Here is a 15,449-nt window from a genome sequence, read left to right on the forward strand (position 1 = left end):
TCAAGACCCCTAGCGCCGATGGTACTGCGTCTTAAGACGTGGGAGAGTAGGTCGTCGCCCGGTCTGCACGCCAGAGACAACAAGATCCCTCCACAATAATCAAAATGCAAAATATGCCCCGCTCGATTGAGCGGGGCATTTTGCGTTTGGCCTGGCGTCCGACGGTGCGGCGCGCTCTAGCGCTCCCGGAGCCACAGGCTGGCCAGCAGCTTGGTACCTGATGCAACTGGCTCGCCAGCGTGCAGGGTCAGTGGATTTCCGTCACCATTCTGGTCGAGATTGTCGAAGGCAAGCGCCCCTCCCGCCCTGTCCTGCCAGCGGATATCAAGGCGGGGGAAGTATGTCGCTCCACCCTCGAACTCATCATTGAGGCGCAACAGCACCGTGTGGCGGCGCTGGCCGCGCGCTTCCAGATCAGCGCTGGCGGCGGCTCCGTCGGCAATGAGGAAGTCGAAATGGCGGCGATACTCATCGCCCGGCCTGTATGCCAGGACAGCCATCGCCTCAGCCCGCGCCAGCTCACTGCCGGCGAGGCGGGCCAGCCTGTGTTTGATCGCCCACAGGACGAGATCCATGGCGTCCTCTCCAAGGCTGGCGGTCAGGGAGGTCCGGTAGGGATCCGGCCGTGTTTGGCCGGAGGCGGGGTCAAATATCTCGGCCGGGCGAAGCAATTGGGCCGTGCCAGCCGCAAGGTAATCACAAACAGCTCTGGGCACCGCTGTTTCGAACGCAATGATGCGCGGGTCAGTGCTGAGCGCTTGGGCGATGAGGTCCGGCTCGGTGAGGCGCCGTGCGAGTTCGGCCGCTTGCAGCGGGGCAGTCGTGTCGGGATCACCTAGGGGCAGGGCCTGGGTGACGGAGCGCAGGTGCCCGGCCAAGGGGTGGCCACTTGCGACGAGAGCGGCAGCGCTGTCACGGGTCGAGGGGTCGATTTGGCCGGCCTCGGCGCAGAGGCGCAGCTTGGCCGCGATAGCATGCCCGGAGCCGAGCTTTGCAGCCTGGTCGAGCCAAGGCCTGGCAGATGCAACCGAGCCCGTCATGAGGCTCAGCAGGCCGAGTTCCAGGGCCGCTTGGGAATCACCCGTTTTAACCGCATCCATGCGATTTGAGAGGATCTCCTCCAGGCAAGCACGCCCCGTTATGAGGTCGAGATAGGCGATATGACGACTGAGGCCGGGGTGGTCCGGCAACCGCCCGAGAATGGCTCTGGACCGGCTCAGTGCGTCGGCCGGTGCGTCCGGCCGACCGGCCAGGTTGATCAAGGGCGCGGCCAGCTGGAACTCGCCTGCGAGCAGAGCCGATTCCAGTTCGGTCAGGGCAGCCTCGCTGCGCCCCGAGCGCCAGTGCTCGAGGGCAGAGCCCAGAACGGGGGCGATGGAAGACGGGGTTTCGCTCACACAGGGCAGACTAATCCATAGCACCTGTCTGCTGCAAAGCGCTGGTGCAGGGGCCCGGCGGGTTCAGGACAACAAGTCGGTGATTGCAGTCAGGCTTGCCGGTCGGTCATGGACCCGGGCTGGCCGCTCGCAGATTTTCTTGAGCGCGTCCGGGGCCTCCGGTGCAGTACCGATCAGGGGGGCAATGACATTGGAGAACTTGGCCGGGTGGGCGGTGGCGGCCACCAGCCAGGGCCGCTCAGTTCGGGTTGAGCGGCTGAGCCGGAAGTAGGCTTCCAGGCCCGTGGCGGTGTGAGGGCAGGGGCAGTAGTCAGTTGTTTGATAGGTCCGCTTGATCCGGCTGCGGATGGCCGCGTCCTGGACAGCGATGACGCCGGCTACGGGGTCGCCGGGTAGATGTCGGAGGCGCTCGAAATTGCTCGGTGCCCCGACATCCATGGCATTGGCCAGAGTGGCGATGGAATGCCGGGGTCTGAACTGGCCGGTCGAATGCCAATCGGACAGGGTGGCGTTGGCGTTCGTGGCCAGAATGATCGGACCAATCGGCAGTCCGCAGGCGCGGGCCATCATGGCCGCGAGTGCATTGCCCAGGTTTCCAGTCGGGATGATCAGACCCGGCCGGCGACCTTTGGCGGCGAGGGAAAGCGCCGCGTGTGCCCAATACCCCATCTGCGGCAAGAGGCGGCCGATGCTGATGGAGTTGGCGGACGTCAGCCGGTGCCGCGAGGCCAATGCCGGATCCGACAGCGCCTGCTTGACCAGACGCTGGCAGGCATCAAAGTCGTCGCTGATGCGGATGGCCTCCACTGGTGGATTCCAGGCCGTAAGTTGCGCCTCCTGGACGGCCGAAACACGTCCCTTGGGATAGAGGATGAATGCCGGGCAGTCGCCCTGAGCCTCTGCTGCAGCACCGACAGCGGCTCCGGTATCGCCGGATGTTGCGACCAGGATGGTGGGCGGTTTGTCCGCGCACTCCGCGGCCAGCGCGGCGAGCAGGAAGCGGGCACCGATGTCCTTGAAGGCGGCGGTCGGGCCGTGAAACAGTTCCAGAACGTGGAGCGAGGGTGAGGCTCGGTCAGGTTGAACGATTGGCAAGGGCTGGTCGAAGCTGGCGGCGCAAATGGCACCGAGTGTCTGCGCGGTCTGGCTACCTGCCAGGAATGGGGTCAGAAGGCGGGCGGAGACCTGTGCTGCAGTGCCGCAGTCGGAAAACTCCGACGGCTCGAAGAGCGGCAGGTCTTGTGGCCAGTAAAGGCCCCCATCAGGGGCGAGCCCGGCAATCAGGGCTTGCCCGGCGTCAACCGGGTCGGCCTTGCCTCGGGTGGATTGGTACATCATTCCGTGGGTTCCACTCGTAGCCCAGCCGACTGCAAGGGGGCGTCGTAGACCGATACCGGACAGCCGGCGGTCTGAAATGCAGCCCTCATGGCGGCCTCGACAGCGGCCAGGTCTCTGTTACACGCCCAGGCAAATACCGAGGGTCCCGATCCGGAGAATGAGCAGCCAATGGCCCCGGCCTCGAGCGCTGCCGCCTGCACGGGGCCCAGTTCGGGCAGAAGCGGACGGCGTTGAGGTTCGATCAGGATGTCACGCAGCCCGGCAGCCAGGAGTTCCCGATCGTCGAGGGCGCACCCGGCTATGAAGGTGGCCATGTTGCGGCTGTGCTCGACGGCAGTCGGAAGGGCTATGCTGGCCGAGAGCAGTTCACGGGCGCGGCGGGTCTCTATCTGCCGGTCAGGGTGAAACAGGATGCAGGAGGTGGCCGAGGGGAGAGGCAGCGGACGGATCAGCGGCGGGTCTAGGCGAGCGGCGAGGACCAGCCCGCCGAAGAGGGAAGCCATGACGTTATCCCAGGGCGGCGGGTTGGCGGACACGCGTTCGCCTTCCATAGCCATGGGCAGGAGCTCGGTCGGCGTGAAGGGCGAGCCCAGCAGGGCGTTAGCGGCGCCGGCTGCCGCGACAGCGGACGCCGCAGACCCTCCCATACCGGCTGAAAGCGGGATTCCCTTGTGAATATCGACACGAGCGCCGTGGCGCGCGCCGGCGCACCGAAACACTTCACCCGCTGCTGCAAGAGCGCAATTTTCGGCTGGATCAGGGGGGAGAGACGAGGTCAAACCGGTCACCGAACCCAGACGAACCCCTGGCTGGCCTTCCCGCCAGATTTGTACGGTGTCACGCACCGCATCAAAGGCCAGCCCCAAGACGTCGAATCCAACTGCCACATTGCCAATACTGGCTGGAGCGCTGGCTTTCGCTACGGTCAGGGAGGTCATGGACGAAGTCCTATTGCGCTGGCGTATCCCGGTGAAGGTAGCGGATGAATGGCGGCGTCGACCAGCGGCTCTGAACAGCGTCGCGCTGGTGAGTGGTGGCGCTGAATATCCATGACGTCCGCGAACACCGCTTCCGCTGTTGGCCAGCGGCCCGCTCCCGCTCCCCTGTATTCGGATGAACCGGACTTGGTGACGATCTGTATGGCGTTCTCAGCCCCCTTCAGGCGCGCGAATGAATGGTCCCGCGGGAGACTTCTCAATTCGATGCGCGCCTCGAGCTCGCCATCCGACCGGCGCTCAAGCCTGCCAATCTGACGCACGACCTGCCCGGACAGCCGGGCACGGTCGATGGCATTGATGATGCGCGCATCGAGTGGCTCGCAGGGGATGTCGGCCAGATCGATTGTCTGTCCGAACCCGTGGCGCGCCAGGATGGCCAGTTTGCGAGCCGCATCCATCCCGTTGAGGTCGGCGGATGGGTCAGCCTCTGCGAGGCCGGCTTGCCGAGCCGCTTCCACGGCAGGCTCGAAGGCACAGCCTTGGCCCAGTGCGTCGAGCACGAAATTGCAGGTCCCGTTCAGCACAGCCTCGATGTGCTCCAGGCCATCGGGAATGGCGGCAGCCACCCGCTCGATCATCGGGACTCCACCGCCGACCGCCGCGCCGTAAAGCAGTCGGGCCCCGCTTGCATCTGCGATCTTGTGAAGCCTTTCTCCGCAAGCTTCCAGTGCAGCCTTGTCAGCAGAGACCACGTGTCGGCCCTCGCCGAGCGCCCGAGCCATGATGTCAGTCGCAAGCTCTGCGGCGCCCATTGTGTCTATGACCACGTCGGGATTGTGAAGGAATGCGTTGTGCGGGGAATCCGTGAAAGCCAGCTGGGGGGCTTTCCGACGGTGCACGTCCGGGGCTCGAACCAGCACCGGCCCGAGATCGAACAGGTCGCTATGGGCGAGCAGGTGACGAGCGACTCCCGCACCGACCGAGCCATGACCGAGCAGCGTCACGCGGAGTTGACGACCTGCGGCAAGCGGGCCGGTTTGTGAAATCGGTTCGGCATCGTGCGAGATGAGAGAACCATAGCTGCGGCCCAACGCGGCCACTTCGATGGGCAATCCGACCTCCGCGGCCCGCACAATTGCCTTCTCCTGTATCAGTCCCTGACTGATCCGGATTGCGGTTGTGTAGCTGACATGATCTAGCCGCCGAGCCTGGGCAGAGGTGACGGGGTCGGCGCTGTAAACGCCGTCGACATCTTTGATCAAGCGAAGCTGATCGGCGCCAAGCCGAATGGCGATCTCGACCGCTGTCAGGTCGGTTCCGCCGCGTCCAAAAGTCAGCGGGCCGTCGGGCCCGTCGCCGAAGAAGCCCGGGATAACCACGACATCGACTGCGTCAAGTCGGGAGCGAATGCGCGATCTGTCGAGACCGGTAATCTCCGCATCCAGGGCTGGTCCGTCCGAGGTCAGTCCGGCTTCGTGGGGATCCATGACCTGGCCGGGAATTCCAGATCGGGCAAGAGCCAGGCCAAGCAGGGCGGCAGCCTTGAGTTCGCCGCACCGAACCAGTCGTGCCGTAAGCGGCTCGGCATCAGAGGATTTGAGCGTCTCTGCGAAGCCGAATAGCTGATCCGTTTCTCCAGCCATGGCCGATACGACCGCGACGACCTTCTCGCCCTTGCGAATGTGCCGATAAATTTCGTGCACAGCAGACAGGAAGTCATCGGGATCGTGCAGCACCGAGCTGCCGAATTTAAGAACGCTGAGACGGGGCGGGGCTGATGATGTCGAATTCATTGGATACTGTCCTGTAGGATGTGCTGCGGGTTTGGGTGAGATGAGGGCACAAAAAAACCGCTCGCCGGGTTCGGGGAGCGGTTTGTCTCGGTTCGCGAAGATTGTTTCTCTAGCGCACGTCGACGGCCCCCCTGTGGCCAGTGGTGGTCGTGGTAGTCATCGCCATGGTGAGCACACAGGTCACTGCGCAGATCGAGGGCATCGATCCGGCGCCGGGCAGGGCAGACATTGTGCTAAACGAAGCGGGTGACATGAAAAGCGGGTCCAGTGGCTAGTGCGCGTCTCGACACGATCCACGCGTCACTAGGCAAGTTGATATTTGGCGGCTCGTCAAGTCTTCAATTGCCACCGGACTGGAATGAAATGCGGCGAAGACCTAGGCGCTAGCCGTGAAATCAGGGTGGGAACAATGTTCAGATCAATCCTTGCAGTGCTGCTCGGTGTGGTCGCCGGTGGGGTGGCAACGGGCCTGTTAGAGTATGCGGGCCACGTCCTGCTGCCGCTGCCAGACGGGGTGGTGCTTGACCCCGAAAGGCCGCAGACCTTTCGCGATGTGCCGGACATCAATCGTCTTGCGGTTGTCCTGGCATGGGGCGGAGCCGCAGTCGTCGCGGGTTTCGTGACCGCCTTGGTTGCGGGACAGCGCCATGTATTCCTCGCCCTGATCACGGGGGGAGGATTGCTGTTCGCCGGGCTTACCAACCTGATCCTCATTCCCAGCCCCTTCTGGATGTGGGTGTTCGGCCTGACCATCTTCCTTCCGGCGGCGTGGCTAGGGGCAAGGCTGGCCCCTCGCGGCGGCGGGGCCTGACAAAAAAAGCCCGGGCCGAAACGACCCGGGCTGTCTTGTCTCTGCAAGCCGATCTATTCCGCAGCAGCAGTTTCAAGCTTTTTTGCCGGCGCCTTGCCTGCGGCTCTGGGCGCGGCCGCTCGCACATAGGGTGCCACGTGATTTTCAAACTTCACGAAGTTGGCGACGAACATGTCCACCAAGCGAGCAGCCTGGTGGTCGTAGGCACTCTTGTCGGACCAGGTCGAACGCGGATCGAGAATGGACGCGTCGACCCCGTCCACCTTGACCGGAACCATGAAGCCGAAATTGGGATCCTGCCGGAACTGGGCCTGCTTCAGGGAGCCGTCCAAGGCAGCATTGAGGAGTGCGCGGGTTGCCTTGATCGGCATCCGGTGACCGGTCCCATGAGCGCCGCCGGTCCAACCTGTATTGACCAGCCAGCAATCGACATTGTGCTCGGCAATGAGGTCGCGCAGCAAGGCACCGTACTCCGCTGGATGGCGCGGCATGAACGGGGCTCCGAAACAGGCCGAGAAGGTTGCCGTCGGTTCGGTCACGCCCTTTTCGGTGCCGGCGACCTTGGCGGTGTACCCGGACAGGAAATGGTACATGGCCTGGGCCGGTGTGAGCTTGGCGATCGGCGGCATGATGCCGAAAGCGTCACAGGTCAGCATGATCAGGTTCTTTGGATGGCCGCAGCGACCGGTTTCCGATGCATTGGGAATGGCCGACAGCGGGTAAGCGCCACGGCTGTTCTCGGCAAGTGAGCCGTCATCGAGGTCAAGTTCGCGGGTGACCGGGTCCATGACGACATTCTCGAGCACCGTCCCCCACATGCGCGTCGTGGCGTGAATCTCGGGTTCAGCCTCTGCAGACAACCGGATCATCTTGGCGTAGCAACCGCCCTCGAAGTTGAACAGGCCGTTTTCAGACCAGCCGTGTTCGTCATCACCGATGAGGGTGCGTGAGGCATCCGCCGACAGGGTTGTCTTTCCGGTGCCCGACAGGCCGAAGAAAATGGCGGCATCACCCTCATCGCCGACATTGACCGAGCAGTGCATCGGCATGATCTGCTTGGCCGGCAGCAGGTAGTTGAGAATGGTGAAGACCGACTTCTTGGTTTCGCCGGCGTAGGAGGTGCCGCCGATCAGCACCAGCTTGCGAGCGAAATCGACACCGATGACGGTTTCCGAATTGGTGCCATGGCGCGCCGGGTCAGCCTTGAAACTGGGAAGGTTGATGATGGTGAATTCCGGGGCGAACCCCTCGTACTCACTATTAGCCGGAACCCGCAGGAGGTGGCGGATGAAGAGGGAATGCCAAGTCAGCTCGTTGATCACCCGAACCGGCAGGCGATGATCCAGGTCGGCGCCGCCGAACAATTGCTGTACGAATAGTTCCTTGCCTTCCATGTGGGCACGGAAGTCGTTCCACAAGGTTGCGAACTGCTCCGGTTCCATGGACGCGTTATTGTCCCACCAGACGTTTTCCTCGGTTTCGCTGTCGCGCACCGTGAACTTGTCCTTGGCCGACCGTCCGGTATGAGCGCCTGTACGAACTACGAGGGGGCCGCCGGCGGCGACTTCGCCTTCACCACGCCGAACCGCTTCCTGATAAAGGCGGGCTTCGTTCCAGTTCAGGTGAATTGTCGCATTCTTGATGCCGAGATCGGCAAGTGCACTCATGCCAGTTTCGGTTTTGGCCATCGTGTTTTCCCCCACTGTCAACCCATGCAATCGAAGCACAAGTCTACTCTGTTTTGCTCGGTGCAGCACCCTGATATTGGGCCTGTGCCCGGACTTCGGTTGGCCTTCCAGCAATTCCCTTGCCAGCGCTTCCGAACGGCTCTGCAATGTCGCCGGTACCAGATGAACCGGAGTCAGAAAAGTCAAAATGGCACGGTTCGAAGGGGCCGCCAAAGAAGGGGAAACTCATGTTCCAGCGTTACGCGATCGGCATTTGTACAATTGTCTCATTAGCTTGTAGCGCAGCAGCTGGAAGCGCCACTGCCCAGGCAGCGGTCGTCGACAGCGCACGATTTCTGACCCTCGCCCTGGAGTGCGCCGAGCGCGAATACCCCAACAAGATATCCCACGTACTGAATGGAGACGCCGATGCGCAGGCGCCGCGCGACCTCTATCCGGCTTTCTACGGATGCTATGATTGGCACTCTGCGGTGCATGGGCATTGGCTGATGGTTCGACTGGTGCGGCAGTTCCCGGACACGCCTGGCGCAGCGCAGGCAGAGGAAGTGCTCGACCGGCACCTGACGGCCGATAACCTGCTTGGCGAAACCGCGTATTTCCAGGCCGACGGTCGAGCCTCGTTTGAGCGGCCCTATGGGCTGGCATGGCTGCTACAGCTGGGCACGGAATTGCGTGAGTGGGAGGATCCGCGCGCCGCACGCTGGGGCCAGGCACTGGAGCCGCTGGAACGTGAAATATCGGCGCGCTTTCAAAGCTGGTTGCCGAACCTTGCCTATCCTGTCCGGATCGGCACCCATAATCAGACGGCTTTCGGTCTAGCACTGGCGCTTGACTGGGCCCGTACATCCGGCGACCGCGAACTGGAAAGTCTCATCATCGGCAAGGCCATCGAGTTCTTTGCAGATGACGAGAATTGCCCGATCGCCTGGGAACCATCCGGCGAAGATTTTCTCTCGCCCTGTCTGATGGAAGCCGACCTGATGCGTCGTGTTCTGGCTCCCGATGAGTTCGCTGACTGGCTTGGACGTTTTCTGCCCGATATTCCGCATGAGGCGACCGCTGACTGGCTTGAGCCCGGAATCGTCCTCGACCCGAGCGATGGCAAACTCGTGCATCTGGACGGGCTTAACCTGTCCCGTGCCTGGAACCTGGATGGCATCGCCGACAGCCTTCCGCAGGACGATGCGCGTATCCCGGCCCTGGTCGCCGCCCGCGATGCGCATGCCGAGGCCGGGCTGGCGGCGGTCAATGGTGAGAGTTATGCCGGCGGTCACTGGCTGGCGAGCTTTGCAACCTATCTGGTGACGCGAAGGGGCCTCGATGTGCCTCAACCGGGTCCCGGGGCGCAGTAGAGCGCGCCGGGGTCAGCTGGTGGGAAGACCGGGAGAAGGGCGGGCGGCGCGTGAGGTCTCGTCGTCTGGCAGGGGTATGAACTCATCCTCGCCTTCCGGCATCCTGAAGCGGCCGTCTGCCGGAAAGTCATTCTCTCCCGCGCGTTTCCAGTCCTGCCGGGCCGCGTCGATAAGGTTCCGGCTACTGGCGACGAAATTCCAGTCAACCAGCCGAGGGCCGATACTTGCGCCGCCACATATCATCAGGGTGCTTCCCTGGTCGGCTTCAACACGGGCGACACTGTCGGAGCGCAATACGGCAAGGCTGCCGGTTTCCATCGGCTGATCATCAATGCGCACGCTCCCCTCAACCAGATAGATGGCCCGTTCCTCATCCGGAAGATCAATGCGAGTTGTCGTCCCTGCCGGCATTTCGGCGTGCAGGTAGACAATCGGGCTGTGGACCTCGACCGGTGAGGTGTGCTCCCAGGCCGAACCGAGAATCAGCCTGTAGCGGACTTCGTCGCGGAAGAAACTTGGCAATTCCCGTTCGGGTAGGTGCGAGAACGCGGCGTCTATCTCTTCCTGCCCGTCAGGCAACGCCACCCAGGTCTGGATGCCGTAGAGAGTGTGGCCTTCGCTGCGCTCTAGATCGGGCGTGCGTTCCGAGTGCACCACGCCCCGCCCGGCTGTCATCCAGTTGACGTCGCCGGGGCGGATGACCTGGTCCACGCCCAGCGAGTCGCGGTGACGCAGTGCGCCTTCGAACAGGTAAGTCACTGTTGCCAGTCCGATATGGGGGTGCGGGCGGACGTCGATGCCGTGACCGGCGTCGAACCGGGCCGGACCGATCTGGTCAAAGAAGATGAACGGACCAACCATGCGGCGTTTGGCGAAGGGCAGGACGCGCCGCACTTCGAAGCCACCCAAGTCGCGCGGACGAGCAGAGATGATCTGTTCGATGCTGGTCTTGGTCATGGCGGTATTCCTCTTTGGGGCCAGTCTACATCCGACGGATATCAGGCGTGCGGCTTGCGTTGCCGGAACGCGTCCGCATAGTGGCCTTCAAATGTGTCGGGAGTGCACCATGAAATCAATCATAGCCGCCCTCGGTGTCGTCGCGGTAAGCGGCGCCGGCTGGGCTCAATCCGAACCGCTCGTCAGCGATAACCAGCGCGCCACCGCCGAGCGCCTTATCGAACAGGCGCTCGACAGCGACCTCGCTTATGAGATCGTCGAATCCCTGACCACGGAAGTCGGGCCGCGCCTGGCTGGCTCGGAAGCCGAGGCGCGCGGGCGGGCCTGGGGCAAGGCGCTGGGCGAACGCCTGGGTTTCGACCGGGTGACGGTTGAGGAATTCACCATGCCCTACTGGGAGCGTGGCGAGCTCGATATCCGTCTGACCGCTCCCTACGAGCAACCCCTGTATGGCACCGCGCTTGGCGGCTCGGCAGCTTCGCCTGATGGTGCCGCGATCGAGGGCGATGTTGTTTACTTCCGATCCATTGCGGACCTCGTGGCCGCGCCAGACGGAAGCCTGGAAGGCCGCATTGCTTTCGTTGACGGTGACCGCATGGTGCCGAGCCAGACAGGTGCCGGTTACGGTCCGGCCAATCCGCGTCGTCGTATTGGTTGGCAACACGCGGAGCGTACAGGAGCCACGGCTCTGGTCGTGCGCTCGGTCGGATCGGATAATCACCGCAATCCTCACACTGGCATGATGTCGTCGCTCGAGGGTGACTGGGCTCGCATTCCCGTCATTGCGATTTCTAATCCCGACGCGGATCACCTGCGCCGTCTGCACAATCTGGGCGAAAGCCTCGAGCTGGAATTGAGTTCGACCGCGGCCTGGCACGGAGACGTGACCAGCGGCAATGTCGTGCTCGACCTTGTCGGCAGCGAGGCTCCCGAAGAGATCGTGCTGATCGGCGGTCACCTGGATAGCTGGGACCTAGGAACTGGCGCTGTCGACGATGGAGCCGGCGTGGCCATCACGGTTGCCGCTGCGCAGTTGATCGCCCAACTGCCTGAGCGGCCGCGCCGAACGATCCGCGTGGTCATGTTCGGGGCGGAAGAGGTCGGGCTGCTGGGCGCTCGCGCCTATGCCGAGGCCCACGCCGATGAGATCGGCAACCACGTCCTTGCTACCGAGTCCGATTTTGGCGCGCGCACGATCTGGCAGCTGAATTCAAACGTTTCCGAGCCGGCCACCCAGTTGGTCGACGAGATCGGACGGGTGATTGCGCCGCTGGGGATTCTGCGCGGGGGTAGCAATGTGCCGGGCGGCGGACCGGACATCATTCCGCTGGCCGCGGCCGGGGTCCCGACCGTGCGTCTGAACCAGAACGGGTCGGATTATTTCGATCTGCACCACACGCCGGATGACACGCTCGACAAGATCGACCCGCAAGAGCTGGCGCAGAACGTCGCGGCCTACGCGGCACTCGTTTACCTCGCCGCTGACAGCGAGGTCGAGTTCCGCGCCGAAGCGGCTGAAGAACAATAGAAGATAATGAAAAACGGGGCGCTTAGGGCGCCCCGTTTTGCTCAGTCCGAGCTGGCGATGATGCCGTACTCGCCACCGCGCTCGAGGGCGCGTTGATAAGCCGGACGCGCATGCAGCCGCTCCACATAGGCCTTGGTGGCCGGGTAGGGCGCCTTTGCCCCCATCCGCGCGATGGCGGCCTCCAGCGGAAAGCTCATCTGGATGTCCGCGGCAGTAAACGTGTCGCCGGCCAGCCAGTCCGATTCCGACAAACGGGATTCAACATAGCCGAACACGCCTGCCAGCTCCGGTTTCACGTAAGCTGCTTCCAGCCTGTTCGCGATCGAGCGCGCGATCGGCTTGATGAAAAAGGGCGCTTTGGCGGTCCGGATGCGCTCTACCAGCAACTTGACCAGCAGCGGCGGCATGGCCGTTCCTTCCGCAAAGTGCAGCCAGTAGACATAATCCCGATAGGCGGCGACATCGCGGTCCGGACGGAGCTGGGTTGCGTAATGTTCGACCACATAGTCGACAATGGCACCGCTCTCCGCGATCACCTGGTCGCCGTCCGTGATGACGGGAGATTTGCCGAGCGGGTGGATGTCGCGCAGCTCGCTCGGTGCCCGCATTGTCTCGGGGTCCCGCATGTATTTGCGGATCTCATATTCGAGACCGGCTTCCTCTAGCAGCCAGAGGATGCGTTGCGAGCGGGAATTGTTGAGATGGTGGACGGTGATCATGGCAAGCCTCGGCGGAAACAAGCGGTATACGTCCGGACCGACGATCCGGATTGCCATGCTGCACCTTATTCGAAGGCCGTGTCGAGGGCGTTGACGTCGGGGGCCTGCCAGGTTTCGAAGACAAGCCCGAAATCAAGGTCGGACTGGATTAGCAGGCGGCGTAGGCGCAGGACCTGTGCCTGATCACCATCGGCCAGATCCCTGACCGTCGCTGGCGTGAGCTGGGCTACCTGACCCACATGGACGTGACCGTGATCGGCCAGGGTGAAGGCAAGTTCGGTCAGGCGATAGTGGCCGGCGCAGAAGGAAATAATGTCGGTGTCCAGCAATTGGGCGAGGGAGACCTCCCTCGCTGAGCTCTGTTTCGAGGTGGACGAGGAGCGGTCCGGGCGGGGTCTCGGGGCAATCATGACGCATCCCACTTCTTGCGGTTCTAATGAAGAACTACACAAGATATTGTGTGATCCGCCGCTTTTGGGAATGCATATCCTATGCATCACGACATAAGGGTGTGGAAAACCGGCGGCGCTCTTCGCCGCTAGACCTGGCTTCGCTTCCTACAGCTCGTACCAGGACGCTTCGACGCCCAATTGGGCGAAAATCTCGTCCCAGTAGGCCATGAGTGATCCGCGTTGCTCGATCTCCCATCCGGGCCGTTCGATGACCCGGATCTCGAGGCTGAGCCCGCGCAGACTGTCGCCGTATTGCACCTGGATCTGTCGGGCGATGTCGGCCGCTGGGGGCACCCGATCCGCCAGGTCGAGATGACGGCGCCCATAGACCGTGAAGAGGGCAGAGTTCTGCAGCATGTCCGATACCAGAACGGCTTGGCGATGCGGCGCAGAGGGATCGAAGGTGCGATCCTGGGACAGCCGGGCCAGCGCCTCGATGATCGGGCTGCTAGGTGCGTTCTTGGGCGCCACCAGGTCGGCGAGGGCAGTCTGCAGGGGGATGTCGAACAGCGCGTTATAGCGCGCCTGGACCCGGTCCGGATTGCGATAAAGCGGATTGACCTGTTCGCCGGCGCCCGGGTTGCACAGCGAAAACCGGTGGGTATTGCGCAGTTCGCCGCTTTCGCTCAGCTCGTAGAGGGAGAACCGCTCTCCGACCGCGAGCCGGTCCCGTTCAGCGCGAACCAGATTGGCAATCGTCTCGGCCTGAAGCGGAGAATAGAGGTCGGTCTTGTCGATGACGACCACGCGATGTGGCGGGACCGTGTCGGCGAGGCAAAGGGTCTCTGCATCGTACTCGGCCGGCTTCAGCACGAAGGCGGCGTAGCTGATCACACCCAGCACGGCCGTGATGATGAGCAGATTGAACAGACCGATCAGGTCGCGTCCGGACATGGCTTCCTCGGTCGACACGCAGGTGGAGGTGCCGCGGGCACCGGATTCGCGCTACAGCTTAGCCGCGGACGCTGGGGCCGGCCAGATCGATACAGGCGCTCTCCAATACCTCGCGGGCGACGGCCAATTCGGCTTGTTCGTCTGCGCTCAGTTTACGGCTGTCGCGTCCGACCGTGTCGATCGACTTGCGCAGATCGCGCACAGCGGCCTCAAGGCGCCGTGTCACCCCGCCATAGCCCGGAATGGCATCGTCGAAGGTACGTCCCTTGTATGCCGCGATGGCAGCGAAGGTGATGCCTAAGACGAGCAAAAGCATCGCCTCAAGCGTCTGGATGCCCAGCGGGTTGGAGAAGGCAGCCTCGACAGGTGCTAAAACCTGCCCGGTCGTCTCCGCACCGCCGAGGGCCAGTGTTGCGGCATTCAGTTCCAGCAGATCGCGAAAATGCGAAGCGGTCAGATTGAGCGCAAGCAGGGCGACAACCGAAACAGTCACACCGATACCGGCCAGACCGGCTATGACCGGCTTGCGCACGTTGGACATGTGCCGCAGGCCGATGAAGCCGACGAGGAAGAAGGCGGCGATGACATTGGTGAAGGAGACCGTGATGGCCTGCAACCAGCCTCCCAGCAAGCCCAGATCCGAGCCGCGCGAAAAGAAATAGGCGTTGGCCAGGCCTTCAAACAGGATCAGGGCTGCGAGAACGGAGAAATGCAGGATGTGGGACTTGGGGTAAATGGCGGCCCGGTCGATCGGCTTGATCGCGGTTTCCTTGGAAAGGTCCGCATCCTCGTAGGCTCCGCCCCAAGTGCGCCTGAACTTCAGCAAGTCGGCGTGCCGGCCTTCGGTGATCTTGCGGGCAATGCTCAGATCCACCGACTTCATGCCCGGTGCTGCGACGACTTCACGGGGAGCAGAGTACTGATCTCGTTCTGTCGTGTTCTGCTCGCGCATCTGAAGCGGTGCGACTCGATGATCCAGAGGCATGGACTTCCCCATTATTTGACAGCCGGTCGGGTAGTTGGAACTCGTGGTTAATGAAGGATTGTGCGCTGAAAAGGGCGAATTGCGGCGATTTCGGGATAACCGTCCAAAATTTGCCCCAGCTGTTTGAATCCGCCCAGAAATGCTCGAAGGTGTGGCGGAATTGTCGAGCGGGAGGACACGATGGCAAGATCGGGAACGTCAAGACGAGACCTGTTGCGCGGTGGTTGCCTGGTCGCGCTGGGGGGAGCCGCTGGAGCGACACCGACAGCCGCGCAGCCTGCCCAGCAGGCTCCGGCGCCGACAACATGGACGCCGGACATAGAGGCCGCGGAGTCCTTGTTCGATATTCGGTACAGCGATGCCGAGCGCGAACAGCTGGTGGACGGCATCGAGGAGTGGATCGAACGAACCGCTCAATTGCGGGCTCTGGAGAAACCCAACAGCCTCGCACCGGCCTGTGTCTTTGACCCTCGTCTGCCTGGACGGACCTATCGTGGTCAGGACAACAGGGTCTCGGGCGGCAATGGCGAGGCCGGTCCACTTCCCGCCGGGGAGACCGATATCGCGTTCGCCCCGGTGTGGAAGCTGTCAGCCTGG

General features: G+C 62.9%; 13 protein-coding genes and 1 pseudogene. 4 read left to right on the top strand and 10 right to left on the bottom strand.

Features of this window, described 5'->3' with window-relative positions:
- Nucleotides 1–176: 176 nt before the first annotated feature.
- The 4 genes from ACXYMR_RS06260 to ACXYMR_RS06275 all read right to left on the bottom strand — a co-directional run bounded on the left by ACXYMR_RS06260 (nucleotide 177) and on the right by ACXYMR_RS06275 (nucleotide 5,466).
- Nucleotides 177–1,397: a prolyl hydroxylase family protein gene (locus tag ACXYMR_RS06260; protein WP_458941933.1), complete on the bottom strand. Its 1,221-nt coding sequence runs from the start codon at nucleotides 1,395–1,397 to the stop codon at nucleotides 177–179.
- A gap of 63 nt (nucleotides 1,398–1,460) precedes the next feature.
- Nucleotides 1,461–2,735 carry a threonine synthase gene (gene thrC / locus ACXYMR_RS06265; protein WP_458941934.1) on the bottom strand — a complete coding sequence of 425 codons (1,275 nt, stop codon included), beginning with the start codon at nucleotides 2,733–2,735 and terminating at the stop codon, nucleotides 1,461–1,463.
- On the bottom strand, nucleotides 2,732–3,673 hold the full coding sequence (locus ACXYMR_RS06270) for a homoserine kinase (RefSeq protein WP_458941935.1): 942 nt from the start codon (nucleotides 3,671–3,673) through the stop codon (nucleotides 2,732–2,734). Before ACXYMR_RS06270 ends, thrC begins: the two co-directional genes overlap by 4 nt.
- Nucleotides 3,670–5,466 (bottom strand): homoserine dehydrogenase, encoded by a 1,797-nt coding sequence (locus ACXYMR_RS06275; RefSeq protein ID WP_458941936.1) that lies wholly within the window; start codon nucleotides 5,464–5,466, stop codon nucleotides 3,670–3,672. The genes ACXYMR_RS06270 and ACXYMR_RS06275 overlap by 4 nt, the downstream gene beginning before the upstream one ends.
- Before the next feature lie 409 nt (nucleotides 5,467–5,875).
- On the opposite strand from ACXYMR_RS06275, the gene ACXYMR_RS06280 reads away from it, so the two are divergent.
- Complete coding sequence (locus ACXYMR_RS06280; protein WP_458941937.1) at nucleotides 5,876–6,277, top strand: hypothetical protein; 402 nt, start codon at nucleotides 5,876–5,878, stop codon at nucleotides 6,275–6,277.
- Between the two features lie 53 nt (nucleotides 6,278–6,330).
- Here ACXYMR_RS06280 and ACXYMR_RS06285 read toward each other — a convergent pair whose 3' ends face one another.
- Nucleotides 6,331–7,965 carry a phosphoenolpyruvate carboxykinase gene (locus tag ACXYMR_RS06285; protein WP_458941938.1) on the bottom strand — a complete coding sequence of 545 codons (1,635 nt, stop codon included), beginning with the start codon at nucleotides 7,963–7,965 and terminating at the stop codon, nucleotides 6,331–6,333.
- 146 nt (nucleotides 7,966–8,111) lie between these two features.
- Between ACXYMR_RS06285 and ACXYMR_RS06290 the strand changes: the two genes are divergently transcribed.
- Nucleotides 8,112–9,317 (top strand): DUF2891 domain-containing protein, encoded by a 1,206-nt coding sequence (locus tag ACXYMR_RS06290; RefSeq protein WP_458941939.1) that lies wholly within the window; start codon nucleotides 8,112–8,114, stop codon nucleotides 9,315–9,317.
- 12 nt (nucleotides 9,318–9,329) lie between these two features.
- On the opposite strand, the gene ACXYMR_RS06295 is transcribed toward ACXYMR_RS06290, so the two are convergent.
- Nucleotides 9,330–10,274, bottom strand: a complete 945-nt coding sequence (locus ACXYMR_RS06295; protein WP_458941940.1) for a pirin family protein — start codon at nucleotides 10,272–10,274, stop codon at nucleotides 9,330–9,332.
- A gap of 109 nt (nucleotides 10,275–10,383) precedes the next feature.
- Here ACXYMR_RS06295 and ACXYMR_RS06300 point away from each other — a divergent pair, with 109 nt between their 5' ends.
- Nucleotides 10,384–11,802, top strand: a complete 1,419-nt coding sequence (locus ACXYMR_RS06300; protein WP_458941941.1) for a M20/M25/M40 family metallo-hydrolase — start codon at nucleotides 10,384–10,386, stop codon at nucleotides 11,800–11,802.
- A gap of 41 nt (nucleotides 11,803–11,843) precedes the next feature.
- Here the strand turns inward: ACXYMR_RS06300 and ACXYMR_RS06305 are convergent, their stop codons facing one another.
- From ACXYMR_RS06305 to ACXYMR_RS06320, 4 genes are all read right to left on the bottom strand, one after another.
- Nucleotides 11,844–12,521: a glutathione S-transferase gene (locus ACXYMR_RS06305; protein ID WP_458941942.1), complete on the bottom strand. Its 678-nt coding sequence runs from the start codon at nucleotides 12,519–12,521 to the stop codon at nucleotides 11,844–11,846.
- A gap of 65 nt (nucleotides 12,522–12,586) precedes the next feature.
- Nucleotides 12,587–12,931, bottom strand: coding sequence for a hypothetical protein (locus tag ACXYMR_RS06310; RefSeq protein WP_458941943.1), 345 nt, complete (start codon nucleotides 12,929–12,931; stop codon nucleotides 12,587–12,589).
- A 147-nt stretch (nucleotides 12,932–13,078) separates the two neighbouring features.
- Nucleotides 13,079–13,867 (bottom strand): hypothetical protein, encoded by a 789-nt coding sequence (locus tag ACXYMR_RS06315; RefSeq protein WP_458941944.1) that lies wholly within the window; start codon nucleotides 13,865–13,867, stop codon nucleotides 13,079–13,081.
- A 58-nt stretch (nucleotides 13,868–13,925) separates the two neighbouring features.
- Nucleotides 13,926–14,852: a hypothetical protein gene (locus ACXYMR_RS06320; protein ID WP_458941945.1), complete on the bottom strand. Its 927-nt coding sequence runs from the start codon at nucleotides 14,850–14,852 to the stop codon at nucleotides 13,926–13,928.
- 180 nt (nucleotides 14,853–15,032) lie between these two features.
- Between ACXYMR_RS06320 and ACXYMR_RS06325 the strand changes: the two are divergent.
- Nucleotides 15,033–15,449 (top strand): annotated as a pseudogene (locus tag ACXYMR_RS06325) (amidase); the annotation flags it as partial.

Source organism: Maricaulis sp. CAU 1757, from assembly GCF_054482675.1.

Bases quoted from the DNA above. Each gene is read 5' to 3' on its own strand.
- thrC (WP_458941934.1), bottom strand. From the start codon at position 2,735: ATGATGTACCAATCCACCCGAGGCAAGGCCGACCCGGTTGACGCCGGG.
- ACXYMR_RS06270 (WP_458941935.1), bottom strand. From the start codon at position 3,673: ATGACCTCCCTGACCGTAGCGAAAGCCAGCGCTCCAGCCAGTATTGGC.
- ACXYMR_RS06275 (WP_458941936.1), bottom strand. From the start codon at position 5,466: ATGAATTCGACATCATCAGCCCCGCCCCGTCTCAGCGTTCTTAAATTC.
- ACXYMR_RS06280 (WP_458941937.1), top strand. From the start codon at position 5,876: ATGTTCAGATCAATCCTTGCAGTGCTGCTCGGTGTGGTCGCCGGTGGG.
- ACXYMR_RS06285 (WP_458941938.1), bottom strand. From the start codon at position 7,965: ATGGCCAAAACCGAAACTGGCATGAGTGCACTTGCCGATCTCGGCATC.
- ACXYMR_RS06290 (WP_458941939.1), top strand. From the start codon at position 8,112: ATGTCGCCGGTACCAGATGAACCGGAGTCAGAAAAGTCAAAATGGCAC.
- ACXYMR_RS06295 (WP_458941940.1), bottom strand. From the start codon at position 10,274: ATGACCAAGACCAGCATCGAACAGATCATCTCTGCTCGTCCGCGCGAC.
- ACXYMR_RS06300 (WP_458941941.1), top strand. From the start codon at position 10,384: ATGAAATCAATCATAGCCGCCCTCGGTGTCGTCGCGGTAAGCGGCGCC.
- ACXYMR_RS06305 (WP_458941942.1), bottom strand. From the start codon at position 12,521: ATGATCACCGTCCACCATCTCAACAATTCCCGCTCGCAACGCATCCTC.
- ACXYMR_RS06310 (WP_458941943.1), bottom strand. From the start codon at position 12,931: ATGATTGCCCCGAGACCCCGCCCGGACCGCTCCTCGTCCACCTCGAAA.
- ACXYMR_RS06315 (WP_458941944.1), bottom strand. From the start codon at position 13,867: ATGTCCGGACGCGACCTGATCGGTCTGTTCAATCTGCTCATCATCACG.
- ACXYMR_RS06320 (WP_458941945.1), bottom strand. From the start codon at position 14,852: ATGCCTCTGGATCATCGAGTCGCACCGCTTCAGATGCGCGAGCAGAAC.